Origin of the sequence: Corynebacterium renale (assembly GCF_002563965.1) — a bacterium.
Classification (GTDB): Bacteria; Actinomycetota; Actinomycetes; order Mycobacteriales; family Mycobacteriaceae; genus Corynebacterium; species Corynebacterium renale.
On sequence record NZ_PDJF01000001.1, the window covers coordinates 1952508 to 1978037 of the forward strand.

At 56.3% G+C, this 25530-nt stretch carries 25 protein-coding genes and 1 tRNA gene; 8 read left to right on the forward strand and 18 right to left on the reverse strand.

Annotation, left to right across the window (positions count from 1 at the left end; genetic code table 11):
- The first annotated feature begins 27 nt into the window (after positions 1–27).
- From ATK06_RS09150 to ATK06_RS09165, 4 genes are all read left to right on the forward strand, one after another.
- On the forward strand, positions 28–1386 hold the full coding sequence (locus ATK06_RS09150) for a DEAD/DEAH box helicase (protein ID WP_098389224.1): 1359 nt from the start codon (positions 28–30) through the stop codon (positions 1384–1386).
- A gap of 15 nt (positions 1387–1401) precedes the next feature.
- The gene (locus ATK06_RS09155; RefSeq protein ID WP_098389225.1) at positions 1402–2784 is read left to right on the forward strand and encodes a hemolysin family protein; all 1383 of its coding nucleotides are present in this window, start codon (positions 1402–1404) and stop codon (positions 2782–2784) included.
- Positions 2781–3833 carry a hemolysin family protein gene (locus ATK06_RS09160; RefSeq protein ID WP_098389226.1) on the forward strand — a complete coding sequence of 351 codons (1053 nt, stop codon included), beginning with the start codon at positions 2781–2783 and terminating at the stop codon, positions 3831–3833. Before ATK06_RS09155 ends, ATK06_RS09160 begins: the two co-directional genes overlap by 4 nt.
- A 99-nt stretch (positions 3834–3932) precedes the next feature.
- Entirely contained in the window at positions 3933–5225 is a 1293-nt protein-coding gene (locus ATK06_RS09165; RefSeq protein ID WP_098389227.1) for a hypothetical protein, read from the forward strand.
- A gap of 13 nt (positions 5226–5238) precedes the next feature.
- Here ATK06_RS09165 and ATK06_RS09170 read toward each other — a convergent pair whose 3' ends face one another.
- The 5 genes from ATK06_RS09170 to secA2 form a co-directional block, all read right to left on the reverse strand.
- Entirely contained in the window at positions 5239–5787 is a 549-nt protein-coding gene (locus ATK06_RS09170; RefSeq protein WP_048381756.1) for a MerR family transcriptional regulator, read from the reverse strand.
- Between the two features lie 123 nt (positions 5788–5910).
- Positions 5911–6525, reverse strand: a complete 615-nt coding sequence (locus ATK06_RS09175) for a bifunctional nuclease family protein (RefSeq protein ID WP_048381758.1) — start codon at positions 6523–6525, stop codon at positions 5911–5913.
- Positions 6526–7260: a transcriptional regulator FtsR gene (gene ftsR / locus ATK06_RS09180; RefSeq protein ID WP_098389228.1), complete on the reverse strand. Its 735-nt coding sequence runs from the start codon at positions 7258–7260 to the stop codon at positions 6526–6528. It abuts the gene before it with no gap.
- A gap of 90 nt (positions 7261–7350) precedes the next feature.
- Positions 7351–7788, reverse strand: a complete 438-nt coding sequence (gene odhI, locus ATK06_RS09185; protein ID WP_048381761.1) for an oxoglutarate dehydrogenase inhibitor Odhl — start codon at positions 7786–7788, stop codon at positions 7351–7353.
- Between the two features lie 149 nt (positions 7789–7937).
- Complete coding sequence (secA2, locus tag ATK06_RS09190; protein WP_098389229.1) at positions 7938–10226, reverse strand: accessory Sec system translocase SecA2; 2289 nt, start codon at positions 10224–10226, stop codon at positions 7938–7940.
- Positions 10227–10351: 125 nt separating this feature from the next.
- On the opposite strand from secA2, the gene ATK06_RS09195 reads away from it, so the two are divergent.
- Entirely contained in the window at positions 10352–10750 is a 399-nt protein-coding gene (locus ATK06_RS09195) for a YchJ family protein (RefSeq protein WP_048381765.1), read from the forward strand.
- Between the two features lie 78 nt (positions 10751–10828).
- Positions 10829–10902: transfer RNA gene (locus ATK06_RS09200), tRNA-Pro, on the forward strand.
- 65 nt (positions 10903–10967) lie between these two features.
- On the opposite strand, the gene ATK06_RS09205 is transcribed toward ATK06_RS09200, so the two are convergent.
- The 3 genes from ATK06_RS09205 to ATK06_RS09215 all read right to left on the reverse strand — a co-directional run bounded on the left by ATK06_RS09205 (position 10968) and on the right by ATK06_RS09215 (position 14600).
- Positions 10968–12494, reverse strand: a complete 1527-nt coding sequence (locus ATK06_RS09205; RefSeq protein ID WP_098389230.1) for a hypothetical protein — start codon at positions 12492–12494, stop codon at positions 10968–10970.
- A gap of 224 nt (positions 12495–12718) precedes the next feature.
- Positions 12719–13258 (reverse strand): hypothetical protein, encoded by a 540-nt coding sequence (locus tag ATK06_RS09210; RefSeq protein ID WP_098389231.1) that lies wholly within the window; start codon positions 13256–13258, stop codon positions 12719–12721.
- A 376-nt stretch (positions 13259–13634) separates the two neighbouring features.
- Positions 13635–14600, reverse strand: a complete 966-nt coding sequence (locus tag ATK06_RS09215) for a CE1 family esterase (RefSeq protein ID WP_083986209.1) — start codon at positions 14598–14600, stop codon at positions 13635–13637.
- A 33-nt stretch (positions 14601–14633) separates the two neighbouring features.
- On the opposite strand from ATK06_RS09215, the gene ATK06_RS09220 reads away from it, so the two are divergent.
- Together ATK06_RS09220 and ATK06_RS09225 are read left to right on the forward strand one after the other, a co-directional pair.
- Positions 14634–15434: a class I SAM-dependent methyltransferase gene (locus ATK06_RS09220; RefSeq protein ID WP_048381768.1), complete on the forward strand. Its 801-nt coding sequence runs from the start codon at positions 14634–14636 to the stop codon at positions 15432–15434.
- A gap of 2 nt (positions 15435–15436) precedes the next feature.
- Positions 15437–16351, forward strand: a complete 915-nt coding sequence (locus ATK06_RS09225) for a LysR family transcriptional regulator (protein WP_048381770.1) — start codon at positions 15437–15439, stop codon at positions 16349–16351.
- Between the two features lie 29 nt (positions 16352–16380).
- On the opposite strand, the gene der is transcribed toward ATK06_RS09225, so the two are convergent.
- The 10 genes from der to ATK06_RS09275 form a co-directional block, all read right to left on the reverse strand.
- Positions 16381–17907 (reverse strand): ribosome biogenesis GTPase Der, encoded by a 1527-nt coding sequence (gene der / locus ATK06_RS09230; protein ID WP_098389232.1) that lies wholly within the window; start codon positions 17905–17907, stop codon positions 16381–16383.
- On the reverse strand, positions 17900–18634 hold the full coding sequence (cmk, locus tag ATK06_RS09235; RefSeq protein ID WP_048381772.1) for a (d)CMP kinase: 735 nt from the start codon (positions 18632–18634) through the stop codon (positions 17900–17902). Before cmk ends, der begins: the two co-directional genes overlap by 8 nt.
- Positions 18634–19488, reverse strand: coding sequence for a pseudouridine synthase (locus ATK06_RS09240; RefSeq protein ID WP_408608309.1), 855 nt, complete (start codon positions 19486–19488; stop codon positions 18634–18636). The genes cmk and ATK06_RS09240 overlap by 1 nt, the downstream gene beginning before the upstream one ends.
- Positions 19489–19605: 117 nt before the next feature.
- On the reverse strand, positions 19606–20166 hold the full coding sequence (scpB, locus tag ATK06_RS09245; RefSeq protein WP_098389233.1) for an SMC-Scp complex subunit ScpB: 561 nt from the start codon (positions 20164–20166) through the stop codon (positions 19606–19608).
- Positions 20167–20196: 30 nt separating this feature from the next.
- The gene (locus ATK06_RS09250) at positions 20197–21042 is read right to left on the reverse strand and encodes a sulfurtransferase (protein WP_098389234.1); all 846 of its coding nucleotides are present in this window, start codon (positions 21040–21042) and stop codon (positions 20197–20199) included.
- 29 nt (positions 21043–21071) lie between these two features.
- On the reverse strand, positions 21072–21902 hold the full coding sequence (locus tag ATK06_RS09255; RefSeq protein ID WP_048382007.1) for a segregation and condensation protein A: 831 nt from the start codon (positions 21900–21902) through the stop codon (positions 21072–21074).
- Positions 21903–21910: 8 nt separating this feature from the next.
- Positions 21911–22804 carry a ParA family protein gene (locus ATK06_RS09260; RefSeq protein ID WP_098389435.1) on the reverse strand — a complete coding sequence of 298 codons (894 nt, stop codon included), beginning with the start codon at positions 22802–22804 and terminating at the stop codon, positions 21911–21913.
- A 153-nt stretch (positions 22805–22957) separates the two neighbouring features.
- The gene (gene xerD / locus ATK06_RS09265) at positions 22958–23875 is read right to left on the reverse strand and encodes a site-specific tyrosine recombinase XerD (protein WP_048381778.1); all 918 of its coding nucleotides are present in this window, start codon (positions 23873–23875) and stop codon (positions 22958–22960) included.
- Positions 23872–24522, reverse strand: a complete 651-nt coding sequence (locus ATK06_RS09270; protein WP_098389235.1) for an NUDIX domain-containing protein — start codon at positions 24520–24522, stop codon at positions 23872–23874. The genes xerD and ATK06_RS09270 overlap by 4 nt, the downstream gene beginning before the upstream one ends.
- A gap of 38 nt (positions 24523–24560) precedes the next feature.
- Positions 24561–25529: a copper transporter gene (locus ATK06_RS09275; RefSeq protein WP_048381783.1), complete on the reverse strand. Its 969-nt coding sequence runs from the start codon at positions 25527–25529 to the stop codon at positions 24561–24563.
- Position 25530: the final 1 nt, after the last annotated feature.

Sequence of the window (25530 nt, forward strand, 5' to 3'; positions counted from 1 at the left end):
ACTTCACCTTCGCCTACTATGGCGGGGGTGATTTCTTTTTCTGACCTCGGCCTAGCTCAACCGATTATCCGTGAGCTCACCAAAATCGGGGTCAGCACCCCAATGCCGATTCAAGCGGCCACGATTCCTGACGCACTAGCGGGCAAAGACGTCCTAGGCAAAGGGCCAACTGGCTCAGGGAAAACGTTCGCTTTCGGCCTCCCGATGATCCAACTGCTGGGCAATTCCCCATCGTTACCCGCTCACCCACGGGGTCTTATTATTGTCCCCACCCGCGAACTCGCCGCTCAGGTACGCGAACGCCTCGACGATCCCGCGCATGCGATGAATCTCCGCGTCCTTGACGTTGTAGGAGGCGTGCCGATCAAAAGGCATATAACGGCGCTTGCTCGTCCAGTGGACATTTTGGTGGCTACGCCCGGTCGTGCGCAGGACTTGATTAATCAGCGGAAGCTTTTCCTCGACAAAGTGGAGATCACCGCGCTCGACGAGGCTGACCAGATGGCCGACATGGGATTCCTTCCGCAAGTGCAGGCTCTTCTCAACCTCACTCCGGCAGGAGGACAGCGTCTTCTCTTTTCTGCCACGCTGGACAACGCTGTAAAAAAACTCGTGGACCGCTTCCTTCATAACCCGGTGCAGCATTCCACTGTGGTGCGCGAAGCCGCCGTGGAAACAATGGACCACCATCTCTTCACCGTCGCCGATAAACCGTCGCGCAACGATGTCGTTCTCCGTATCGCAGCGCGTGATGGCCGCACTGTCATGTTTATGCGCACCAAACATGCCGTCGATAGACAGGTGAAAAAGCTGCGGCGCGCCGGGATCGATGCAGTAGGTTTGCACGGCGACAAGAGCCAGAATCAACGGGCGCTTGCGATTAATCGCTTCACGACGGGCGCTAGTCCCGTTCTCGTGGCCACTGACATCGCCGCCCGCGGCATCGACATTAAGGGTGTGAGCCTGGTGGTTCACATTGATCCTCCTGCTGAGCACAAGGCATACGTGCACCGTGCGGGGCGGACCGCGCGTGCCGGCGACAGTGGCACCGTCGTGACGTTAGTTATGCCGGAGCAGATTAAAGATGTGCGGAAGCTGCTGAAACAAGCCGGAGTGAACGCTACGGAAACTAAGGTAGACGCCGCCAGCCCAGCGCTTACCCAGATTACCGGGGCTCGTGAGCCAAGTGGTCAACCGCTATCGCAACGCCCTGGCGAGGAAACGGCTCAAAGCTCTCATCAGCGGACGCGGCACGGTGGCGATCGGAATCGCGGGAAGAAGCACACCCGTCGCGGCGGAGGGCGCGGCAACAGCACCGGCAAATCTGCTAAGAGCCGCCCACGCCGTACTAGCGCAAATACTACGCCCCGTAGTAAAAAGCGTTAGAATATAGCAACAATCATGGACATCCTTATAAGTATCCTCTCACTGGTGGGTTTTGTGCTGCTTACAGCCAGTACAGGCCTGTTCGTGGCTATTGAATTCGCCCTCACAGGATTGGAAAAATCCACCGTCGAAAACCATCTCAAGGAAAAGGACGATAGGCGAGCACACGCAGTCGCACGCGACTTCAAGAATCTTTCCTTTACGCTCTCGGGCGCACAGCTTGGCATTACTGTCACCACGCTGGCGACGGGCTTCTTAGCAGAACCTGTGCTGGCTCAATTTTTCACTCCAGCACTTGAGTTAGTGGGCTTAGGTGAATCGGCCGCCTCAAGTGTTGCTCTGATTCTGGCGCTTGTCGTCGCCACCACATTGTCGATGGTGTTTGGCGAACTCGTGCCAAAGAACTGGGCTATCACCGACCCGCTGACTGTGGCGCGCTTCGTCGTGCCTCCTGTCAATGCTTTCAATGTTGCGTTGAAGTGGTTCATCAAAGGGATGAACGCGTCGGCGAACTGGGTTGTTCGCAAGATGGGCTTCAACCCATCCGATGAGCTCGCGTCTGCACGTTCACCACAAGAGTTGTCCTCGCTTGTCCGCAACTCTGTGGAGGGTGGTTCCATCGATTCTGCTACAGCAGATGTGCTCGAGGCCTCCCTCGAATTTGGTGACTCAACCGCGCAGTATTTGATGACCCCTCGTTCCACGGTGGATTTTCTACGAACAGATTCGACGGTCACCGAATTGATTTCGCTTGCCATCGAGTCTGGACATTCCCGTTTTCCAGTTGTCGAAAGTGACCTCGATGAAACGGTAGGCGTTGTCCACATTAAGGATGCATTCTCGGTTCCCTACGATGACCGATCTTGGACCACTGTTGGATCCCTAGCGCGGGAAATTCCAACTATTCCGGATTCCCTCGACGGCGATGCCGTGTTGAAGGCCGTGCGATCCGCTGGGTCCCAACTTGTGCTCGTCGCCGATGAGTATGGCGGCACGGCAGGCATCGTAACCATTGAAGATGTTGTCGAAGAGATTGTCGGCGAAGTCTATGACGAACACGATGATCAACTCGCCGAACGCGACTTCTTCCAGATGGGAACCAGCTGGGAAGTATCGGGCCTAGCCCGACTCGATGAACTTGAAGAAACAGTAGGATACCGCTCCCCTAACGGCCCCTACGAGACTGTCGGCGGACTCATCATGGCCACTCTCGGACGAATCCCGGAAGAAGGCGACATCGCATTGCTACCTGCCGAAGAAGGTGACCTCATTGAAACGCTCCACCCAGACGCTGGCGGTCGGTGGATTGCCAAGGTCACAGTCATGGAAGAGCGTCGGGTAGATAAAGCGCTATTCACGCCAATTTCTGATGAACAAGCAAAGGAGTATGAAGCATGAGCATTTGGATGACCATTATCCTCATCGCCGGGCTCCTCCTTGCCAACGCTTTTTTCGTCGCCAGCGAATTCGCCCTCATATCTTCGCGCAAGGACCGCATCGAAGCCCTTATTGCCCAGGGTAAACCTGCGGCAAAGCGGGTACTTTACGCCACCGAGCACCTGTCAATCATGCTGGCGGCATCCCAGTTGGGTATCACTATCTGTTCACTGGTGCTGGGGAAAGTCGCTGAACCTGCCGTAGCTCACTATGTTGAGGAACCATTCCTGGCGCTTGGGGTCCCAGAGAACCTGATTCACCCGATTTCTTTTGTCATCGCTCTGGGCCTGATTACCTTTTTGCATATTCTCTTCGGTGAGATGGTCCCGAAAAATATTGCGATCGCAGGGCCTGAATCATTGGCAATGTGGTTGTCGCACCCGATTATCATCTGGACTAAACTCACGCGTCCGCTTGTGGCTTTCCTCAACTGGATCGCACGTATCACCCTTCGTGCTTTTGGCGTGGAGCAAAAAGATGAACTTGACTCCACGGTGGATCAGCAGCAATTAGCGTCGATGATCGCTGAATCTCGTGCTGAAGGTTTCCTTGACGCTGAAGAACATGCCCGCCTGAACAAAGCGTTGCGCTCAGAGAACAGGTTTGTCACCGAGGTGCTTATCCCGCGCGACGAGGTACGAACTCTAGACGGTAGCAGTGGCGCACGGCTCGGTGACCTCGAAGAACTTGTGGTCTCAACCGGCTTTTCGCGTTTCCCCGTAACTGGTCCTAACGGCAATTATCTCGGCTACGTTCACATCAAGGATGTCCTAGGAAATCTAGCCACCGATGACCCGGATACAATTATCCCCCGTGAGGACATCCGCCCACTGATTTCCATTGATGCGACGATGGCTCTCGACGAAGCCCTCCATACGATGCACGTCAAGTCTGCTCACATGGCGCAGGTGATCCAAGACGGCCAGATGAAGGGCGTGGTCACTCTCGAGGACATCATTGAGGAATACGTGGGCACGGTCTCAGATTGGACCCACGAACAAAACGCATAAACCATGGTTGCGCCGCGGGCTTCAGGGCAGGTGCGGCTCCCCTGTAAAATAAGAAGCGCTTTACGGCTGAGATATGAACTGTTCTAAAAGGAGTATGCAGTGTCACGTCACCGGGCTGACCACAGTCCTTTACGTATAGCCCCGTGGATTTTCGTGGCGCTAGTCGTCGTCGCCATTTCTGTGACAGCGGCGTGGGTCTGGGACGGGGCGCGTGAACGCCAACAAGCTTCTGACGCAGCCTTCAAAAACAGTTGTCCTGCGGGAACCATAGAGATCCCGGTTGCACAGTGGCGTCAAGGCGCAGCTGACTCAGTGATTTCCGCGTTTGAATCCATGGGGACAGTGCGTGACTATTGCCTCAAGCCCGTCATCACTGACGATGTGCAGAAGGCCGCTATCCTCGTTGCTCCTTCTCTCGCCCACACCTCACGAGAAGCCGTTGACAGCACTGTTGTAGGAACTACGCCTGTTTTCCTCCACGAACCGGATACCACTGAAGCTCCCGCTGCCCAGGTTGTCTACCCAGTAGTAGATCTACCGCAAGCGTCTGCTGCCGCCGCGAAAGCTTTAGCGCATTCCTCCGCCGAAGCCGACAACCTCCTGCACCGCGATCGCTTCGTCACCGCAGAAATTGCCCGAGCATCGGGGCGTCCTTTCGTGACCACAGATTCTGGACAAGAGATTCCTGGCGCCGACATTCCCGTCTCAGCCTGGGCTTTAGCTGCCACTAGTGCGTCCCCTGAAAGTGAAGAAATACTGCGGGTATCACGCTCGCTTATCGACGCCCTCCCCGCAGAATCCATCACCACCGAGTACCACCAGGCAGTGCCTGCACCAAGCAACAACCCAGTCGCTACCCTGTATTTAATCGACACTTCTGAGGCTGCAGCGCCATGGTTGGGATCGATTGCCTCAGGAATGGGTACTTCAGCCGCTCAGCTTGAAGCTCAAGGCAAGCCGATAGCAGTGTGGAATTATTCCTCCCCTTTAAACGAGGGCGTTAATAAACCATGGCGCGTGAACACTAGTTTCGGACAAGCAAACGCTGGTGAAATTGCTGCACGCTGGGGTACGGGCGGAGTTCCTCAAACACGAACGTCGTTGCTCGCAGCTGCGGAGGCAGCAAGCACCTACAGCAACGAGACGAAGCAACCTGTGCGGGTTGTCCTCGTAACTACGGGATCCGTACCTGAGTCAATGTCGGATGCTGATTTTGCGGCGCGCTTCGGCGAAGTCCAAGCTATGGGTGAAGTGATGCTGGATGTGGTGCATCTCGGTTCTGCCCCGGTTGACCCAGTTATTGCGGAGAGTGCTCAGTCCGTGACGCAGCTGGCAGCAAATAAAGCAACACCCGAAACCTTTGCGCGGGTTTCGGGCGTATTCGGGGAGTAAAAGCGAACGTGCTTTAAGAAGAGTTACGCATACGACGACGTTCAGCAAGTTCGTCGACGCCAAAAACAGCGGGCGCTTCTGGTTCTACGGATTCTGCCGGGAATTCTGCGATGGTGCCGGTGAGTTCTTTCATAATCCCGGGGACTGCAATACCGAATACGCCTTGGCCGTCGGACAAAAGATCGATAACTTCATTGGCGGACCGGCATTCATACACGGTTGCGCCATCAGATACGAGCGTAATACCAGCTAAATCTTCGACGCCACGATCTCGCAGACGCTCAACCGCTTGGCGGATATTCTGCAATGAAATACCAGTGTCGAGGAGACGCTTAACGATTTTGAGGACCAGGATGTCCCGGAATGAGTACAGGCGCTGGGAGCCAGATCCGCGTGCACTGCGGATAGATGGCTTCACCAAATTGGTGCGTGCCCAGTAATCGAGCTGCCGGTAGGTAATGCCAGCGACTTGGCAGGCGATGGGGACTCGGTATCCAACTTCGTCGGATGGTCCAACGTCGAAGAGTGTTGCCTGTACTCCGTTAGACGCCTGTTCGCTCATTATTTCTCCCTAAACTGATGTTGCTGAAAAGTGTACGCCATGTCGCGCGCAATGTCTCAACTGTAAAACAGGTTTACTTAAACATCGTGCGACACGCCGTAACCATCAACCTCAACTTTAAGGTTATACCCCTTCTTCCCCACTGTCCTCTTGAGTTTCATTAGTCCCAGGAGTTTCTTCAGAATCGAGTTTAAAATCTTCTTCAGAGACCCCGAGGTTCTTCATGAACTCCTCAAAATCACTCGAGGTCCCTTGCTCGTCGGCGTCGAAGGATTCCCCTATTTCTTCCGCTGATTCGGATTTAGCGATGGAAAATCCCAGGGTCTCTTCCATCTCTTCGGCGGGAATGAAAAGCGATGCTTCGCGCAATACTATTGGATCCGCGTACAACGGTATATCGAGCTCAAGAGATAAGATGATGGCGTCCGAGGTCTTGAGGTCGAAGGACTTTCCGTTGCCAAGATTTAGCGTCGCTACAAACACTCCCTCGAAATAGTTTGTCAACGTCACAGTTGGCTCATCACTGAAATTGCGAATAATGTGCCCCGCGACTTCATGTATCTCTGGCCTTCGAGGTTCGTGGCCAGACATGCGCGCCTCAATATGTGCGGCTTGTGCTGGGCTTATCCATACGGGGATTATCCTGGCTTCTTCTTCCCAACCCAGCACGCAGCAGGAAAAATTTTCGGGGCCAAGAACTTTGGCGCCGTAAATCTTCAATGCTACAGGCTTACCCATTTATCCCAGTTCTTTCCGTACGGCTTCTTTAAGCAACGCTCCGTGCAACGACACCATGAGGGCAGAAAGTTGCTGACCAAGCTCCTCAGCACGAGCATGTGCAACATCGTCGTGTGCTTGCGCAACCGGCCGGACCGCAGCTGAGATTAAGTCGGCCTGACGTCGTGCTGCTTGCGCAACGGTCCTCAGATGGCGCATGTCGTACCCATATTCTGCAATGGCATGCGCTTGCCGTACAACGTTCACATCGTCGGGCCCGAAATATCCGGCAGCATCGGGGCTAATCAGTTTATTCGCCACAATATCTGCGATGAACTCGGGCGAGGTTCCAGTTTGCTCCGCTAAATCAGAGTCTGTTATGCGGACAGGTGCCGGTGCTTTAAAGTTTTCCGGTGCAACCATGACCCCGGCAGAAGCCAACGGAGTGACGTTACCCGCATCCATGGCCTCAAGCTGCTCTCGAATAACTTTCAGAGGCAAGTAATTATCGCGCTGGACCGTGAGAACATAGCGCAAACGGTTGATGTCACTTTCAGAAAACCGCCTGTACCCCGAAGCGGTACGCGATGGAGACACCAAACCTTCAGATTCAAGGAATCGAATCTTAGACACCGTAACATCGGGGAACTCTGCCTTGAGTTGTTCAAGAACAATCCCAATGGACACGGTCTTGGGCTTGGTGGTTTTGGTCGACGTCCGGGATTGCGCCGCGGATGACGATGACACTGCGCTCACGATAACTACCTACTCTGACACAAAGCCGGTGCACCCGACGAGTACACCGGCCTAGATAACCCTTACGGGCTCACCGAATGTTGAACTAGATTACTTCTTTGGACCAGCCAGAAACACTAGGCGGAACTTGCCAATCTGAACTTCATCGCCGGTGGAAAGAATTTCGGAATTGCGTGGCTCGCGGTTGACATACGTCCCGTTCAGCGATCCCACATCAACAACCTCGTATTCACCATCGTCAGTCTGACGGAATTCTGCGTGACGGCGAGAAACGGTGACATCATCGAGGAAAATGTCCGCCTCAGGGTGACGTCCCGCAGTTGTGACTTCCTGGTCTAGAAGGAAGCGGGCACCAGCGTTAGGCCCGCGCTTGACCACCAGCAGAGCGGCGCCTGCCGGAATATTATCTGCACTGTCCTGTGCAGGCGCGGATGCAGCACCCGACTCCATTTCTTTGAGGAGATCGGCACGAAAAACTGACGTGGTTTCGACCTGCTGAGGCTCCAGGTTGTTCTGCTCGTTGCTCATCTATTTATCCTCCGCTTCAGACGGGTAAGTACGATGGCTACCATAATAGCGACTTTTTAGATTGTCGCCGGCCGCTTATGAGATTACACCACTGTAATTGCACAGAAGCATTGGAAGAATCCATCATGGCAACCAGGGCGACGTTTTTCCTAACGGAAAATATTACCTATGCCTGAAATAACGGAGTTGCCTCCCGACAAGGGATTGTCGGAAACCATATAGGTCCACGTTGCAGAAGGACGCGAAAGGCCTTCATCATCAAGGTGGGCACCGGAGGCGTCGATAAGCACCGTGTTAAAGGTCTGCACTGCTTTGTCGACTGCCCGTTGAGCTAGGTCCTTAAATTCGCGCACCGCGATTCGGTGGTACTCGTCAATGGGAGTCTCGCGGGCTATTGCACGCAAATGGATGGATTCACGGACGTCATCCATGACCTCAAGGTGCTCGGCCCACTCGTTGTCCAAGTGAAAAAGCATAATTTCGCGGGCTGCATGCTCGCGTACATCGGTGGGAAGATCCCCAAGCTCCGCTGCACGGTTAGGGCTCCGCTCAGCGAGCTCCTGCCATGCTTTGGGGGTGTCCAGAAGTTGGGCGCGACGCTTTTCGATGATATCCCGCTGATCAGCCAGCAGCTGGTTGTATTTCCATGTCTGCGCGTGAATTTCCAAAAGCTGCCCCTCAGTAACACGCTGACAGTGTTCAACAAATTCTTGGACCCGTGGTGCAGTGATCAGGCCGTCCTCCTCAGGATGCGCAACGACGCTTTCGTCGGCTCCACCGGCAACGACTACGTCGTCCTCCAAAGACACGAAGAAAAGCGATAGCCCCGGATCGCCCTGACGGCCGGCACGTCCACGGAGCTGATTATCCAAACGCGCCGTCCTGTGACGCGACGTACCAAGCACCGCTAGACCACCCACGGCGACGACTGCGTCGTGGTCTTTGCCGTCTGCGCCTCCGAGTCTGATGTCGGTGCCTCGGCCGGCCATTTGGGTGGATACGGTCACGCGCCCAAGGTCGCCGGCCTCGGCGATAATCGCGGCTTCTTCGGCGTCATTCTTTGCATTGAGCACGTTGACCTCGATGCCTCGGTGACGCAATGCTTCCGCAAGAGCTTCCGATTCCGCGACGTCCTGCGTGCCGACGAGCACTGGTCTCTGCTCCCCGTGCAGGACCTCAATTTCGCGCACGATCGCGGCATTCTTTTCTGCCATAGTGGCGTAGATTCGGTCGGCTTCGTCGAAACGCTGGAGTGGCTTATCTCGGTCGATGACCGACACGTGCAGGTCATAGAACTGGCGCAGCTGGTCGGTTGCTTCTACAGCTGTGCCGGTCATGCCGCAGACCATCGGGTAGCGCCGCATGAGCGCTTGGAGTGTCATGGTGTCGAGGATGCGACCGCCCTCAGTCACATCGAGGCCTTCCTTAGCTTCCACTGCGGCTTGCAGGCCGTCCGGCCACCTTTGAAGATCAGCGACACGGCCCCGAGAGGCGTCGATAAGCTGAATTTTTCCATCCCGGACAATGTAGTGGACATCGCGTTGCAGCAGGGCATGGGCGTGCAGGGCCAGGTTCACTTGGACCAGTGTGGTGCCGACGTGTTCGTCACTGTAGAGCGAGTCAATGCCAAGTTCCCGCTCCACGCGGTTAGCACCGTCCTCGGTGAGAAACACATTTCTGCGATCCTCGTCGGTGTTGTAGTGCTCCCCTTCCTTGAGCCGGCCAACGACCGCAGTGATATGACCGGTCGGCGCCTTACCCGGCTGACTACCAGCAAGCACAAGCGGAACGAGAGCTTCGTCCACGAGCACTGAGTCCGCCTCATCCACAATTGCAACGTCAGCGGGTTGCTGCACTGCATCGACACGGTCAGTGACTTGATGATCGCGCAATACGTCGAAACCAATTTCGTTCACGGGGCCGTACACAACGTCGCACGAGTAGGCCTGGGCGCGCTGCGCATGATCCTTCTTTTCCGTAATCGCCCCGACACTAACGCCAAAATACTCCACGAGTGGCCCCATCCAATCAGCATCGCGCTGGGCCAAATAGTCGTTCACGGTGATAACGTGAACGCGCTTGCCCAAAAGAGCAAACCCGGTCGCGGCCATTGCCCCCACCAAGGTCTTGCCCTCACCTGTAGCCATCTGTATGACGTCACCCTCCACGAGGCGGAGGACCGCTTGCGTCTGCGACGGAAATGGTTTCAACCCGAGGGTGCGTTCAGAGGCAACGGCTAATGCGGCGAGGAAGGTCGCTGAATCTTTCACTTTGCCATCGGCAAGCGCACCGCGCGCAGCTGAAACAACTTCCTTATCGCTGAGTTGCGCTAAATCAGCGATGATTCCAGTAGCTTTCTCGGAGATTGCCCGGCTGCGTTTTTGGTTGCGCGACGTCCCCGCTCCCATCGCTTTCCAGAACCAATCAAACGCTGCCATCGCCGCGCCTCCCTGTTTACTTGTGTCGAATGTTTCCGTACCAGTCTAGCCATCACAGCTGCACATAACTTACGGCCTCCCATCCGCTACTCGTCCGCCTACGTTGCGGAGTTAGAGTAGTACCCATGACATCGACGTTCCCACCTTCAAGACGGTGCCCATGTGGTTCTGGCTTAACTTTTGGTGAATGCTGCAAGCATTATCACGACGGCGCCCAAGCACCCACCGCAGAGACACTTATGCGTTCCCGCTTCAGCGCGTTTGTCACCCACGACGAGCCCTACCTCTTACGCACCTGGGATCCCGCGACCCGACCTATTGGTCCCTTAGCCCTGGATCAGATGCCCATTACGTTTTACCGGTTGGACATTCTTGATACCCGCGATGGTGGATTGCTTGACGACGCCGGCGTGGTCGAATTCGAAGCCTTCTACAGAGGTGATCCCTCAGGCTCCCAGCGTGAACGCAGCACTTTCCGACGCATCGAAGGAGCCTGGTATTACACCGACGGTGATGTTTCCTAACCCGGAATCACCTGGATTTTTAGGCAAATTACAGCAGTGTGGTGTAACCTCATTCTCGTTGTCTTAAGTAGATAACGGCGGGCTATGGCGCAGTTTGGTAGCGCACTACACTGGGGGTGTAGGGGTCGCAGGTTCAAATCCTGTTAGCCCGACTCTTGATCATTAAGAACAAATCTGGAGGCCGGTACGCAATGTACCGGCCTTCAGTGTTTTCCCGTTAGCGTCCGATAAGACGCGGAACTACAGGATCACCATCACCCAACAAAGCCTTCAGATTGCCCCGCCTCTCGACGACACTCGTCACCGCCTTCATTCGCTTCTTTTCCCGAGAACCACCGGCTCCCATCGGTGCACCACCAGCCATCATCGGGTGGCCACCACGAACCCCCTGAGAGGCGGAGCCCTGGGGTGCTGAGGCGGAACCGGAAGCAGATGCGCCAGTGCTCGGAACGCCTGCGCCTGGTGTGCTGGTGCCTGGCGTGCCGTTGCCTGTCATGCCCGCACCTAATCCACGACCAAGAGCACCGGCCGAACTACCAGCAGCCCCACCGAAACCGGTGCCACCAAAACCTGGACGCGGTGAACCAACACCACCGGCGCCTGTTGCGCCGTGCAGTCCACTCATTCCAGCTGCCCCCGAAGTCGCCTTGCCCCGAAGAGCGCCGGCGTGGCCTAAACTACCGATCCTGCTGGTTCCCGGGCCAACGTTGCCACGTAGCGTGCCGCCCTGACCGATTCCTCCGATTCCGGCCGCTCCCATGCCACCGTTTCCCAGGACACCAGAACCAGGTAAAGAACCCACATTCGCAGCCGTACTTGGCGACGTCCCGGACACAGGACCCAAGCTCCCCGGAATACCCGGTGTCATTCCACCTAATGACGGCACCGCCGCGGACTGCGCTGCTGGTGCAAGCGACGCGATCTCCGTTAAGGCCCCACCACCAGTGATACGAGGCGGCTCCGCAGCCGCGCGCAAGAACTGTGCCGATTCCGGTGCAGCACGCATAACATGCTCAATTTCTGCCTGACTCGTCGGAGTCATCGCAGCTAAAGCCTCACGGAAAGAATTCACAGCCACAGCATCAGTCTTCGCCTCAGCAACTCCACCGTTTCCGTTGTTCTGCGTTGGGGCACCAATAAGAGTCTCAACCGGTGGGCGGGAAAACTCAGCAAATACCGACCACAACGGCGGCCACGCCTGGAGCAATGCTTGTTCAGCAGCAATACGCTCAGCAGGAACCGGGATAAGTGCTAACGCTGCATGTGCTGCCCGAACGTATTGGCTACCCCACCCGTGTGCTGCCTGCATACCGACAAGCCCACTGCGCACACCCGCACCATTGAGACTGAAGTTATGAGCAAGTTTTGCCACATCAGCCAGGGTTTCCGAAGCTCGGTCAAATTGTGGGCCGGTGTTGACAGTGTTGACATCTCCAGCAAGCTGGGTGAACCTAGCTGCAAGATCAGTCATACCTGCGTTGATTGCTTCCCAGGATTGTTGGCCAGAGATCATTGCTGCCGTATCCGTGGTTAAGAATTGTTGCTCCAGCTCACCGAAAGATAACGGCGGAATGATCACCGCTGGTGTTATGCCGAAAGGATGCGCGGTAATAGGTGGCGCTTTCTCAAAAGAGATGGCTTCAGCATTAGCGTCAAAACCGACGTCAGCATGGCCGAGGACTGCTTTAAACAGGTTATCCTGCAGAAACGCAACCTGGGTATTCCGTCCCAGGGTATCCGACACCCATTCTGCGTAGTGGCTAAACTTTTCCAGCAAACCTCTCGCTGAAGAATCGTGGCGTTCAAGAACATCGTCATGGATTCGGCCATAGTGATCTAACCCCGAGACCCTAGAGAAACTTGTCAGATTGTTCTGTCTCGTCGTCCGCGAATTCTTTCTCAGCTCTGCGCGAAATGCTTGCAGTCTTCGAACCGTGTCGAAGATAAATTGCTGATCTACTTCAAAACTCATTGAACCCCCAATTCAATCAAAATTTTTTCCAGTCCTTGGACTGCATCCGGACATTGTTCGTGTGGCCGCGGTGGCTTCGGGCCAACGCCCAGCCCGAGAATATAGCTCAACCGTAGCGCTCCCCGAGTGGTGTGAATCGACGCCGTACACCCATCTACAGAATCCGGAAAGTGGTGCGTATACATTGAGGGAAAACGCTGAGAAACGTTTTCGTACATAATCTCGCCATCTTTGGCAATGCCAGCTTTATACGCCATATCGGCTGCTATGTAGTACTCATATTTCGTAAAGTAATCGTCAGGCTGCTTGTCACGGAAAGCGCAGACCGATGACTTTACGAATTCAAGTGCCTTGGGTTCTGATAGAGGTCGCGAATCTAAAACACGCTCAAAAAACTGGGATGGAATTTCGTCACAGACTACAGGCACGTCAAGGGTGTAGTCGTCATCGGGATAATCTCCGAGAACGAGTGGAGATTTCAGAAAGTCTGGTGGTGCATTTTTAGTAGGCGCCTCATTACTAGCGTCCGCATCCACGGAACGCACTTCATCCCTAGCAGAGTCATCTGGGGCACTAGGCGAACACCCCGATAAGACAACAGACAACGTAGCCACGATTGCGGCCACGCATACACGTAGTGTTTTCACGCTTCCCTCCCACGCAATCAAAGAACGGGGACTTTCCCCATAGTTATTCGACGTGGAATCCCCCTAATTCGGTTCCCCCCAACGCCCCTCGTGCAACCAACGTGCACATGTATTGCTTACCGTAGCAGAATAACGAGCGATTGCCTAGACTTTTGCAATACAGAAATTAGCCGCACTACACCGCTCGTTCCATAGAGGACGAAAGGCAGAATTGCCCAAAGAGGACGGCCTACACCATCGCCTAGCGACCCGACTGGTGAAAGCTCTAGCCTTCAATCCTGAAGAAGTGCTTAATTTCCCGGGTAGCGTATCCATCGGGGACAGAAGTGCGCGGGTCATTTTCTGCGCCTGGCCACACGTGCTGGCCTCCCCCAATACTGATATGCTTAATCGGCGCCACGCACTGCGTCCACATTTTTCTCACCACGTCCTGGGTGACTCGGTCCACGTGAATTGGCCCCGTACACGCGTTCCTTTGTGTGGCGCGCTCGAGGACTCGGTCGACGGAATCGTACTGCTCCCCGTGCCGAATTCCACCGTGATACTGGATTACGGGGTCCTGGGTGCCGTGGATATCGAGGGTGGCCATCGGTTTGTCGGAGCACTCAGCAAAATACTTGTGATAGTAGGCCGCCGACACTGATGCTGTACCGGCGAAAACATCCGGCATGCGGCAGCCTAGGAGACTGGCGAAACCGCCTCCATTGCTCATACCCGCTGCATAAACCTTGCCCCACCGGATTGGGAGCGTCGCTCCTAAGCGCGCAAGGGTAAGCGCAACCATGGTTTCATCAGCACGCGAATCATTAGTCACCGCATACGGCCCGCCTTGCCAGGCGGATTCCAAGCCTTGCGGGTAGACAACTACCGCATTGGTTTTATGCATGGCCACTACCTTGCGAAAGTTCTCGGCATTGTCCCCTTTGCCGTGGAAAAAGAACAGGACAGGGTAACCGCCTTCAGGAATGGGGCCGGAGGGGACGTCGATAAGCATCGTGCGAGACTGTCCGTCTACTTCGACGGTCTCCGACACAGAAACCCCGGGCGCCACCTGGCCAAGGGGCTGCGCGTCACCTGCAAAACGCGCGACCTCTTCGGCGGGCCGTGCGGGAACTTCCACAGCCGATGTCTTCTCTGGGGGCGCGTCTTCTCCTGCGGCACAACCTGTGAGCATGCCAATAACAGCGAGCACACATACCGCACACACTGCACGCACCCCGGAGGCAATCATGCGCCTAGTGTAGGCGAGTAAGGTACATCGGTGATGAATAGCTCCCACTACCCGTCCACCGCGCCACGATCGCAAGCTAACGCCCCGCGGTTTAGTTCAGCCCACAGCCGCGCACAACATGCAAGCGCCTATGCGCACGGCAACGAGGCTGCACAGCACTATCACGATATCCGCCCCAGTTATCCGGCCGAAGTCCTGAGTCTTATACCCACGCGCTCCCGAGTACTCGACGTCGGCGCCGGCACGGGAAAACTCACCGCCCAAATGGTAGCCGAAGGACACACGGTCTATGCGTGCGATCCCAGCCGTGACATGACGCACCTATGCGCACAGGTCACAGGCGTACCCACGTGGCAGGCAACGGCGGAAGCGACAGCTTCCCAGGCTGGTTTTTTCGATGCCGTGACGTGCGCGCAAACATGGCATTGGGTCGATGCAGCACAGGCAAGCAGTGAATTAGACCGCATAGTAAAGCCTGGAGGCCGGGTAATCTTGGTGTGGAATTCCATCGACGTCAGCGATCCCTGGTTCCACAGACTAACCCGCATCATGCACGCAGGAGACATACTCAAGGCCGGGTTCTACCCCACTGTGTCCGAGCCGTGGACAATCACCGATGAGCTCCGCAGCACATGGACCCAACCTATGGCTTTCGACGACATCATGGCACTCACCGCAACGAGGTCTTACTGGTTACGCGCAAACGAAAAGATCCGCGAGCGCGTGCGTGGCAACTTGGAGTGGTATTTCTTTGAGCACAGCGCACTGAACCGCGACGCAATTATCGCACTGCCCTACCGGACAGACGCTTTCGTCCTCACAAGGAGCTCCTAACCATGTCTGCGCACCGACCTCACCAAACATCCCCCACGCCGGAGCTCAGCCTTTCGACGATGCGCACGCTCGTTGCAGTCGGCCAAGCCGAATCCATCGGACTTGCTGCAAAAGCGCATGGAATCAGCCAGCAAGCCGTCTCAGAACGCGTCCGCACCGCAGAACATACCCTCGGCGTAACGCTTTTTCACCGCACCCCAAACGGAACGGTGCCCACACGCCGCGGGGATGCAATACTCGCGCTCATCCAAGAACACCTCACCCACTACGATGAATTCACATCCGACATTGCCCGCGTTATAAACCCGGGCCACGAAGTCATTCATCTTGCCGCATCGCAAACCATCATGGAGCATTACCTCCCACGATGGCTCGCAGACCTGCACCGCAGCGAACCGGGAATACGATTTACCGTTGCGGCCGGTAATTCCCATGACATCACCCGCGCGGTCATAGCCGGTACAACGTCTTTAGGGTTTATCGAATCCCCCACCATCGAGCGTGAAGTCCATCATCAACTGGCAACAACCACTCTGCTTCACGACGACCTCACCGTCGCCGTAGCCCCAGACCACCCGTGGGCCGCGTACCAGGAAATACCTGCCACGACGGTCCGCAAGACTCCCCTCATCGTGCGCGAACCCGGCTCCGGAACCCGCTCTACCGCCGAAACAGTATTAGGGGCCTTTGCGCCCCCAGTCGCAGAACTGAATTCGCAAGCCGCAATCGTACAAGCAGCACTTCTTCTCCGTGAACCAGCGATCCTTCCCCGCATCGCTCTCGAGGGAACGCCCCTGCGAGCAATCGCAGTCGCAGGTAAAGAAATGACCCGCCCACTGCGAGCAGTGTGGCGGGCCGGAACCAAGCCGCGTGGCGGACTGGCAGCTCTCCTAGCAATCGCCCAAAAATCTGCCTAAGAGGCAAGCGATTGCGGTGCGCCTTTCGGCTACTTACGGCGACGCTCCCGGACGCGGATGGCAAACCGCACCGGAGAACCGTGGAAGCCAAACTCTTCACGGAACTGACGCTCCAAGTATCGGCGGTAGCCAGCGTCCAAGAAACCAGTTGTGAACAAGACGACTGTTGGCGGCCGGGTCGACGCCTGGGTCGCAAACAGTACGCGCGGCAGACGGTTATTTTTCATTGGTGGCGGATTCTTTGCAATGGCCGCACGCAACCAGGTATTCAGCTTGCCCGTCGGAACGCGCTGGTCCCAACTATCCAGAGCTTCCACCATTGCCGGCTCTAGTCGCTGCAAAGCACGGCCAGTCTTCGCCGAAATATTGATCTTGGACACCCACGGCAAGTGGGTAAGCTGCTCATCAAATTCCCGGTCGAAGAAGTAGCGACGGTCTTCGTCCATGAGGTCCCACTTGTTGAACGCGATGACCAAGGCCTTACCTGCGTCCAAGATCATGCCGAGCACCCGCTGGTCCTGCTCCGAAATCGGCTCGGAGGCATCAATAACCATGATGCACAATTCCGCCGCCTCGATCGTGCCGCGTGTGCGCAGTGACGCATAATACTCATGGCCAGAAGCCGTGTGCACCTTCTTGCGCAAGCCCGCGGTATCGATGAACTTCCACAGATGCTTATCTAATTGGACTAACGAGTCCACCGGATCCACGGTAGTACCAGCAACGTTGTCCACAACTGCGCGGTTTTCACCGGTCAGTTTGTTCAACAGAGACGACTTGCCCACGTTTGGACGTCCAACGACAGCAACGCGCCGGGGCCCCGAGGTCACACTCGTGTTACGTGGTGGCTTGTCAAAGTGCGAAATAATTTCATCGAGTACGTCTGCATTGCCGCGACCGTGCTGTGCGGAAATCGGCCATGGGTCACCGAGCCCGAGGGCATAAAACTCCGCGACGTCGGCAAGCGCCATATCCGAATCGACCTTGTTTGCACACACGATGACCGGGACTTCCGAGCGCTGCAGATTACGCGCCATCACCGAATCCGTCTCCGTAATGCCGGTCTTGGAATCAACAACGAACACGATGACGTCCGCCGAAGCCATAGCCGTCTCCGCCTGACGCGCAATGGCTGAATGAATTCCCTTCGTATTAGGGTCCCAACCGCCCGTGTCCTGAACCCAGAAGCGGCGCCCACCCCAATCACTGAGGTACGACACACGATCGCGGGTCACGCCCGGGTGGTCTTCCACGACTGCTTCACGACGCCCAATGAAACGGTTAACTAGAGAAGACTTGCCCACGTTCGGACGGCCTACAACAGCCACCGTATGCAGCGCTTCTTCTTCCACCGGGTAAGCGCCGTAGGCGCGTTCAATTTCGGCCCACTCGTCGTCGGTGAGCTCCTCAGCCTCCGTATCGTACGGGTCGGCGTATACCGCTTCCCCGAACTCGGATTCATCAAAATCCTCCGGGTACTCCCCGTCCGCTGGCTCTACATACTCGAACTCGGTATCCAATTCAGTCTCGTGTTCTGGGGTCACGTTATCACTCATGGGTGTTCTCCTTGGGAGAGGATTGGGCGCTTTCACGCACCAGATCTATAAGAGTGTTTACGACACTCTCTAAAGGCATGTCAGAGGTATCGACGATATGCGCGTCGTCTGCCGGGCGAAGCGGAGATTCCTTACGGGAGGAATCCGCAGCATCGCGTCGATTTACGTCGGCGAGAACCGTATCAAAATCTACCTCTCGGCCAGCTGCAAGGTCCTGATCGTAACGGCGCTGCGCGCGTACTTCAGCAGCTGCGGTAAGGAACACTTTAACCGGGGCGTTAGGAAGAACCGTGGTACCAATATCACGGCCCTCGACGATAGCGCGACCGGATTCGTCGGCAAGCTTACGCTGCAGAGCGACTAAATTTGCGCGCACCTCTGGAACTGCAGAAACCGCCGACACAGCCGCGGTAACTTCTGGACCGCGGATGTCAGCAGAAACATCTTCACCGTCTAAAAGCACCTCATGCGAGTGCGGATCCGCTGAGACCTCAAAAGGAATATCCGCGGTCGCTGCACTAACCGCAGCAGTGTCATCTGGATTAATGCCCTGGTTGAGCACGTGCAAAGTAGCCACGCGGTACATAGCTCCCGTGTCTACGTACCGGGCGCCGAAACGCTCTGCGAGGAGACGGCACGTCGTGGATTTGCCTGTTCCTGAAGGTCCATCAACTGCGACAATGAGTCCCCCATCGGGGGTGTTACTCACATTGTGGAAAGACTCCATTACATGCCCACCGCCTTGTACAGGCTACGCAGCTCAGAATCGTTGAGTGCACGCAGCGAACCAGGCTTTTGCTCGCCCAGCTGCACCGTATGAATCTTGGTGCGAACAAGGCGCTGGACTGGGAATCCGGCAGCTTTCAACATACGCCGAACAATGTGCTTGCGGCCTTCATGCAATTCCACGCGCACCAGCGACTGGCCCTCGTGGGTGTCGATGACTTGCACGTAGTCAGCCTTCGCCGGCCCATCGTCGAGTTCAACGCCGTCCTTGGTCAGCAGACGCACGAGCGCGCGGTCAGCTTCACCGAGAACAGTTGCTAGGTAAGTCTTGGTCACCTCATAGCGTGGGTGAGTGAGACGGTTGGCTAACTCACCATCGTTTGTGAGCAGGAGTAGCCCCTCAGTGTCAGCGTCAAGGCGGCCCACATGGAACAGGCGCTTTCCAGCCACTGTCTTTTCGCTGATTAAGTCACCCACGCAGGGGCGACCCATGTCATCGGACATCGTGGAGAGCACGCCACGAGGCTTATTCAAAATGAAGTACTCCGCATCCTTATCAGTATTGATGCGCACACCATCGACGCGAATGATGTCTACCTCAGGATGCACCTTCATGCCCTGGCGGGTTACTTTTTTGCCGTTGACCTCAACACGACCAGCGTCAATGAGGACTTCAGCGTGACGTCGAGAAGCAACACCAGCCTGCGCGAGAACTTTCTGAAGCCGGGTTCCCTCGCCCTCACGGGGAGCATTCTTGATAGCGTCTAGCTCTTCTTGCGACACATGCTGACGCGTAGAAGGATTGGCATAGGACGGTGTGAGGTCAGGAAGATCAGTATTCTCCTGGTCCGGTATACCGTCACGGTTAGCGGGATTGGTCACAAAAGTGTCCTTACATTATGTTGCGCAGCCTCATACCGGCCACGCTTTGAATACGTACCGCGCCCACTCTAGCAGGCTAACTACGGATTCTCACCATTGTTCTTCGATAGAATCCACGTCAGGCAAAAGTGGTGCCAGATCCGGCAAACGGTCCAAGGAATCAATCCCTAGCGCTTCGAGAAATAAATCAGTCGTGGCATAGCGGTGCGCACGGGAGTGCTCGTCGTCACCCGTATCCTCAGGATCTACTTCGACAATCATGCCGCGTAGCTGCAGCGTACGCATCACACCATCAACATTGACGCCACGTACCGCCGCCACCTGGGCACGAGTAACCGGCTGCCGGTACGCAATCACCGCCAATGTCTCCAAGGCCGCCCGTGACAACCGAGTGCTCGCCCCACCCAGCACGAAACGCTCGACAACCTCTGCATTTTCATGTCTGGTGTACAGACGCCAGCCCTGTTCGGATTCGCGGAGTTCAATCCCCTGACCACGGGATTCATACTCCTCCGCGATTTCCTGCAGAACCTCCAGAACGTCCGCCGCCGACGTCTCTACCGCACGCGCAATGGCATCGGGTGTTACGGGAGAATCAACGACCAACAAAATAGATTCAATCTGCGAACGCAGTGGTGTGACAAAACTCAAGGAATACCCTCTAACTCTCGCAGAAGTGCTCTAGGCGGCTGGCCACTCACCGGGTTCAGTACCTGTAACTACAGGGAAATCGTCAGGACTACGGTCAAGGTCGCCCCACTCCATCCACGAGCCCTCATACACACGAACGTCGCCAAACCCCGCCACGTTGGCAGCTAACGCGCCCACGCACGCAGCGATAGCCGCATGGCAGGTAAACACTAGAGCGTCAGAGGGGCCTACCACCGTTTCAAGTGCGTCACGGAGCCCATCAGGATCTTTCATCTTTGCACCATCAAAGAATGCACCGGCAGGCAGATTCACAGCAGTAGGAATATGGCCGCCACGCACAGGCCCTGCGGTCTCCTCGCCCGTGTACTGTGTAACCCCCCGTACGTCTACGATCCGCGTGTTTGGCATCGTGGCAGCCTCAACCACATCGTCAGCATCGGCAAGGCGCTCCCACTCGGGCCCGGCTTCGAAGGAGCCCGTCTCTGGGCGTTCGCCGTCCAACGTGGAAATTGGTCCGAGGCTCCGGCCTTCCGCTGTCCACGCGCCGATACCGCCGTTGAGTACTGCGACATTCTTGATGCCAGCAATCTTGGCCAGCCACCATATGCGCGCTGACGGGACGCCTACACGCGGATGGACGTCGTAAATCACTACCGGAGTGTTTTCACTAATACCGTAGGAAGCGAAGACTTCTTGAATGTTTTCTGGAATGGTGTACTTGTACGGCGCATTCGGATCAGAAAAATCGGCCTCGAGGTCCGCGAGCCAACTACCGGGAATCCCCTCTGTGGGTACGTTCGTCCCCATGCTGGCGCACAGCACAACTGCTTTGCGACGGACCGAGTTTAGTTGCGTTGTATCAATGAGAGCTGCCATGCGTGCCAGTATAGGAAATTAGCCAAACGCTAATCCCAATTCGAGGCAGCTACCACTGCTGGATCAACATCCAAGCCTGTCCACACCACGGAAAGTTCACCAAGTGGTTCTTCTTGACGCGTATCGACGGCTAGCGCTTTATACAACTCTAAGAGCGCAAGAAAACGGCCTACAACCTGCATGGAAACTTCACAACTGCGGGTTAGCTCCATGAAACTAAGCCAGGTACCTTCCCCCGCGAGCTTTAAGGTATCCAAGATTTTGCCAGCTTGCTCTGGCACGGATACCGCAACCTCATGGATGTGGCCTGTGGCTACCTCGTCGGGTGGGCGTGGTCGGAAAACAGCGGCGGCAAGCTCCGCGAAATCCTGAGGAGTTTGAGATATAGCTACGGGAGGGAGCAACTCCGCAAAGGGGTGCTCCAAAGAAACCGCCCGTGGATAGGACAGCTGGGCGTCACGTTGCCACTGGGCGAACATGTCAGCTACCTGCTTGTACGCCTTGTACTGCAGCAAGCGGGCAAATAACAGATCCCGAGTCGATAGCAATTCCAAGTCTTCAGCGTCATCTACATCGCCTCGCGGCACCAAACGGGCAGCCTTCAGGTCAAGCAAAGTGGCGGCCACGACGAGGAACTCCGTGATTTCTTCGAGTTCGGCAGCGTCGCCAAGCATTCGCACGTATTCGATGAATTCATCCGTCACTTCAGCCAAAGCTACGTCAGTGATATCGAGCTTGCGTTGACCAATCAACTGCAAAAGCAGGTCGAACGGACCTTGAAAATTGGCCAGAGCGACCCGGAACCCCGGGATTTCTAATTGTTCGCCGGGCTGGTCAGAAGCAGCAGAACCTGCCTGCATCATCTGAGTTAAGCTCGCAGGTCCGCACTGCGTTCGATAACCTCGCGCGCAAGGCTGCGGTATTGCTCGGCGGCTTCGGTACGTGGTGCCCAGGATGTAATCGGCTCGCCGGCAACAGAAGTCTCAGGGAACCGGACGGTGCGGGTGATAACTGAGTCAAAGACCTTGTCCCCGAAAACCTCGACGACCCTCGACATGACCTCGCGCGCATGACTTGTGCGACGGTCAAACATGGTCACCAAAATACCCAAAACGTCAAGGTCAAAGTTCAGGCGGTCCCGGACCTTCTCGACGGTATCCGTCAGTAACGCGAGACCACGCAGTGAGAAGTATTCGCACTCCATCGGGATGATGACGCCATGAGCACACGCGAGCGCATTAACGGTGAGCAGCCCAAGTGAAGGCTGGCAGTCCAAGATGATGAAGTCATAATCGCGGATAACCGGGCGCAATGCCCTGGCCAGTGTTTGCTCGCGGCCGACCTCATTAACCAACTGAATCTCCGCGGCCGACAAATCAATGTTTGCCGGCACGACATCAAGGTTCGGGACCATCGTATGAGTCAATGCTGAATGAATCGACGCCTCATTATCTACCAGGAGATCGTAGACAGTCACGTCTAACTCATTATGCGGGATGCCCAACCCCGCGGACAGGGCGCCCTGTGGGTCGAGGTCGACCAGCAAAACTTTTCGGCCATACTCCGCCAAGCACGCACCAAGGTTGATCGTTGAGGTGGTCTTGCCGACGCCACCCTTCTGGTTACACATCGCCAAAATCGTGGCGGGACCATGTTTGGCCAGCGGCGCAGGTTCAGGGATGGTGCGTACCGGGCGGCCAGTCAAACCTACTTCTACCTCAGAGGAGTCAAACAAACCGCCATCGTTGCTTTTTCCACTCATGGTCATGACCTCTTCCTTGACTCTCGCCACGCACTCCGTCCCTTAGCAAGCTTTGTTCATTATCACACGAAACCGCCGGCCTCTGCACACCGCCCCACGAGACCTACAAAAGTAAAGTCCCGCAACTTGACGGTAGCGTCGAACGCGAAGTGTTTAAGGCCGAGGATGAGCCTGCCGCCACATTTCTCGGAGGTTGTCAGCCGTAATGTGGGTATAGATTTGGGTCGTAGTAACCGAAGAGTGGCCGAGCAGCTCCTGCACACTCCGGACGTCAGCCCCGCCTTCGAGGAGATGCGTAGCAAAGCTGTGGCGCAACGTGTGCGGAGAAATATCGTGCTCCAACCCGGCCCGCGCAGCGCGGTCTTTAATGATCTGCCATGCTGACTGCCGGGATAGGCGCCCACCGCGTTGGTTGAGAAATACTGCGTGATTTTTCCCTCGCGACAGTACGGGACGCGCCCGGACGAGATATGCGTCGAGAGCGCGCCTCGCTGCGGACCCTACAGGTACTACACGTTCCTTATTTCCCTTACCAACAACGCGAATAAGCTCCGCATCTTCTGCAATAGCATCAATGTCCAAGGCCAGCACCTCGGATACACGCGCACCTGTGGCGTACAAAAGCTCCAAAAGTGCCCGGTCTCGCAGATCCAGCGGTGTGGCATCAGCGTCCATCTCAATCGCATCGAGCATGCGCGAAACCTCAGCAATGGTCAGGGTCTCGGGCAAATGCTTTCCGGTTCTCGGAGGGGACACCTCCGCGGCCACGTCGATAGGCACCTCGCCCTCCAACAAGGCAAACTTGTGCAGCCCCCGTGCAACAACAAGTGCTCTGCCCGCAGACGTTGGCGACAGCCCTGGTTGGTCACCGTGCGGTCGCTGCACGTCCGCGACATAGTGCTCGACGTCATTAGTTGTGACAGCCTGGAGCGACGAAATTCCCGCCGACCGTAGCCACTGCGTGTAACGTTGCACGTCCCGTCGGTAATTGCTCAAGGTGTTGCTGCTTAGACCACGTTCGACCGCGAGGTGATCAAGCCAGCGTTGACCAATCTCCTCGATGTGGCTCATATCTTCTTCATATCTGGGATTACCCCCTGCGTTTGGCGACGTCGTGCCAACGCTTGGGGACGGTCCGACCACGGCGAGTCTACTGACCTTGGCGTCCCGCCATCGAGAATCACGTGCGCGCACGACAGAATCCCAGAAACCGCTAAAGAATTCACAATGTGTCCGGCCATAACTGCTCGGCGAGCTTCTGCAAGATCTACCCACTCCACTACCATGTCGGCTTCTTCGTCTTCCCCGACCGGCTTATCGACACGAGTCACATCGCGTGCCAAAAAAATGCGTGAAGCCTCGTCGCAGAAGCCAGGACTTGTCACAACATCTGCCAGGACATTCCACGTCGCAGCCTCAACACCCGCTTCTTCAGCGAGTTCACGCTTCGCTGCCTCTAACGCTTCTTCACCAGCGAAGTCCAAAAGCCCGGCAGGCAGCTCCCACAGACGACGCCCCACCGAATGGCGGTACTGGCGAACAAGCGCAATACGTTGCTGCTTATCGACGGCCGCGATCACCACCGAACCGAAATGCTCCACAATTTCGCGGCCTGCAGTATGCCCTCCAGGCATTGTCACCTCATCCCTACGCAGGGCAATGATAGGTGCGTCCACGAGAAGGTCACTACGGACGACCGAATACGTGTGCTCAGACATGCCAATCTCGAATCGTTACGTCAGCCATCAGTTGGTCTCTAATTAGTCGAAGGCCGACTAGCGGGAACAGGCGGAAGCGCGGCCTCAGCTGAGGCCGCCGCGCCATACGCTCCTGAACCGCCGTCAAGCTGCTCACGGGCCGCCAGGAGCGTTGCAATCTGCCCCCAAGAACGGTTCACCGAGTCAACGGTTGATACCGCCTCAGCTGCCTCTGGTTGACTACGGAGCAACCCAATAACGCCGGTGTCGCTGGCGGTACGGATCTCACCAGCAACTACTGCACCATTGCCCTTGTAGTCCAAAGCGCGGGCAAATTGGCTAAGTTGAAGTGCCGGGAATTGAGCATCGTCCGAACCGTCCGAATCACCGGTCACTAAGATCACGATCTGCGCTGGAAGAATAGTTCCATCGGCGTAGGAAATGAAGCCTTCGTTACGCAGGACCTGCAGCAACGCAGCGCGCTCTTCTTCACTGGCCTGAGGAGTACCGTTCTGCGGATGTAGAAGAAGTGCCGCTCCCAAGGCTTCACCTGCGTGATTCCCGGGGTCCCGGTTGGTTTCCGACAATGTGGCGCCAGCAGGGAGGGTATTTGCGATGATGTTCTTCAGAGAATCGGCACCGTCCTGGCTGAAAAACTTGTTCTCTAGCTTGATGCGACCAGCATCGCGAGCCCCTGCAACCACCGCAAGGCGTGCAACCTCATCGACAACAGCAGAGTCAGCATCTGCCGTGGACATCACCATCACCGGAGTGCCCTCAAGCACTCCCCTGACAGTTGAGTCCGCTAAATGCGCTACCACTGAATCCGCGGATTCGGCTTGTGCTGCATTGATGTCGCGTTCTTGCTGCGCAGCCTCCAGTTCTGTGGCGCTCATTCCTGCTCCACCACCTACGCCACCTGGAAGGTTAGGGGCAATTACGAGAGTACCTGCGGCGATACCTGCGGCAACACCAAAACCCAGGCCTGCAATAACCAAGCCACTCCGGCCACTTTGTTTCTTAGCCATG

Excerpts from the sequence above, each read along its gene's own strand:
- ATK06_RS09155 (WP_098389225.1), top strand. The coding sequence starts at position 1,402 with ATGGACATCCTTATAAGTATCCTCTCACTGGTGGGTTTTGTGCTGCTT.
- ATK06_RS09160 (WP_098389226.1), top strand. The coding sequence starts at position 2,781 with ATGAGCATTTGGATGACCATTATCCTCATCGCCGGGCTCCTCCTTGCC.
- ATK06_RS09170 (WP_048381756.1), bottom strand. The coding sequence starts at position 5,787 with ATGAGCGAACAGGCGTCTAACGGAGTACAGGCAACACTCTTCGACGTT.
- ATK06_RS09175 (WP_048381758.1), bottom strand. The coding sequence starts at position 6,525 with ATGGGTAAGCCTGTAGCATTGAAGATTTACGGCGCCAAAGTTCTTGGC.
- odhI (WP_048381761.1), bottom strand. The coding sequence starts at position 7,788 with ATGAGCAACGAGCAGAACAACCTGGAGCCTCAGCAGGTCGAAACCACG.
- secA2 (WP_098389229.1), bottom strand. The coding sequence starts at position 10,226 with ATGGCAGCGTTTGATTGGTTCTGGAAAGCGATGGGAGCGGGGACGTCG.
- ATK06_RS09195 (WP_048381765.1), top strand. The coding sequence starts at position 10,352 with ATGACATCGACGTTCCCACCTTCAAGACGGTGCCCATGTGGTTCTGGC.
- ATK06_RS09215 (WP_083986209.1), bottom strand. The coding sequence starts at position 14,600 with ATGATTGCCTCCGGGGTGCGTGCAGTGTGTGCGGTATGTGTGCTCGCT.
- ATK06_RS09220 (WP_048381768.1), top strand. The coding sequence starts at position 14,634 with ATGAATAGCTCCCACTACCCGTCCACCGCGCCACGATCGCAAGCTAAC.
- ATK06_RS09225 (WP_048381770.1), top strand. The coding sequence starts at position 15,437 with ATGTCTGCGCACCGACCTCACCAAACATCCCCCACGCCGGAGCTCAGC.
- der (WP_098389232.1), bottom strand. The coding sequence starts at position 17,907 with ATGAGTGATAACGTGACCCCAGAACACGAGACTGAATTGGATACCGAG.
- cmk (WP_048381772.1), bottom strand. The coding sequence starts at position 18,634 with ATGGAGTCTTTCCACAATGTGAGTAACACCCCCGATGGGGGACTCATT.
- ATK06_RS09250 (WP_098389234.1), bottom strand. The coding sequence starts at position 21,042 with ATGGCAGCTCTCATTGATACAACGCAACTAAACTCGGTCCGTCGCAAA.
- ATK06_RS09255 (WP_048382007.1), bottom strand. The coding sequence starts at position 21,902 with ATGCAGGCAGGTTCTGCTGCTTCTGACCAGCCCGGCGAACAATTAGAA.
- ATK06_RS09260 (WP_098389435.1), bottom strand. The coding sequence starts at position 22,804 with ATGAGTGGAAAAAGCAACGATGGCGGTTTGTTTGACTCCTCTGAGGTA.
- xerD (WP_048381778.1), bottom strand. The coding sequence starts at position 23,875 with ATGAGCCACATCGAGGAGATTGGTCAACGCTGGCTTGATCACCTCGCG.
- ATK06_RS09270 (WP_098389235.1), bottom strand. The coding sequence starts at position 24,522 with ATGTCTGAGCACACGTATTCGGTCGTCCGTAGTGACCTTCTCGTGGAC.
- ATK06_RS09275 (WP_048381783.1), bottom strand. The coding sequence starts at position 25,529 with ATGGCTAAGAAACAAAGTGGCCGGAGTGGCTTGGTTATTGCAGGCCTG.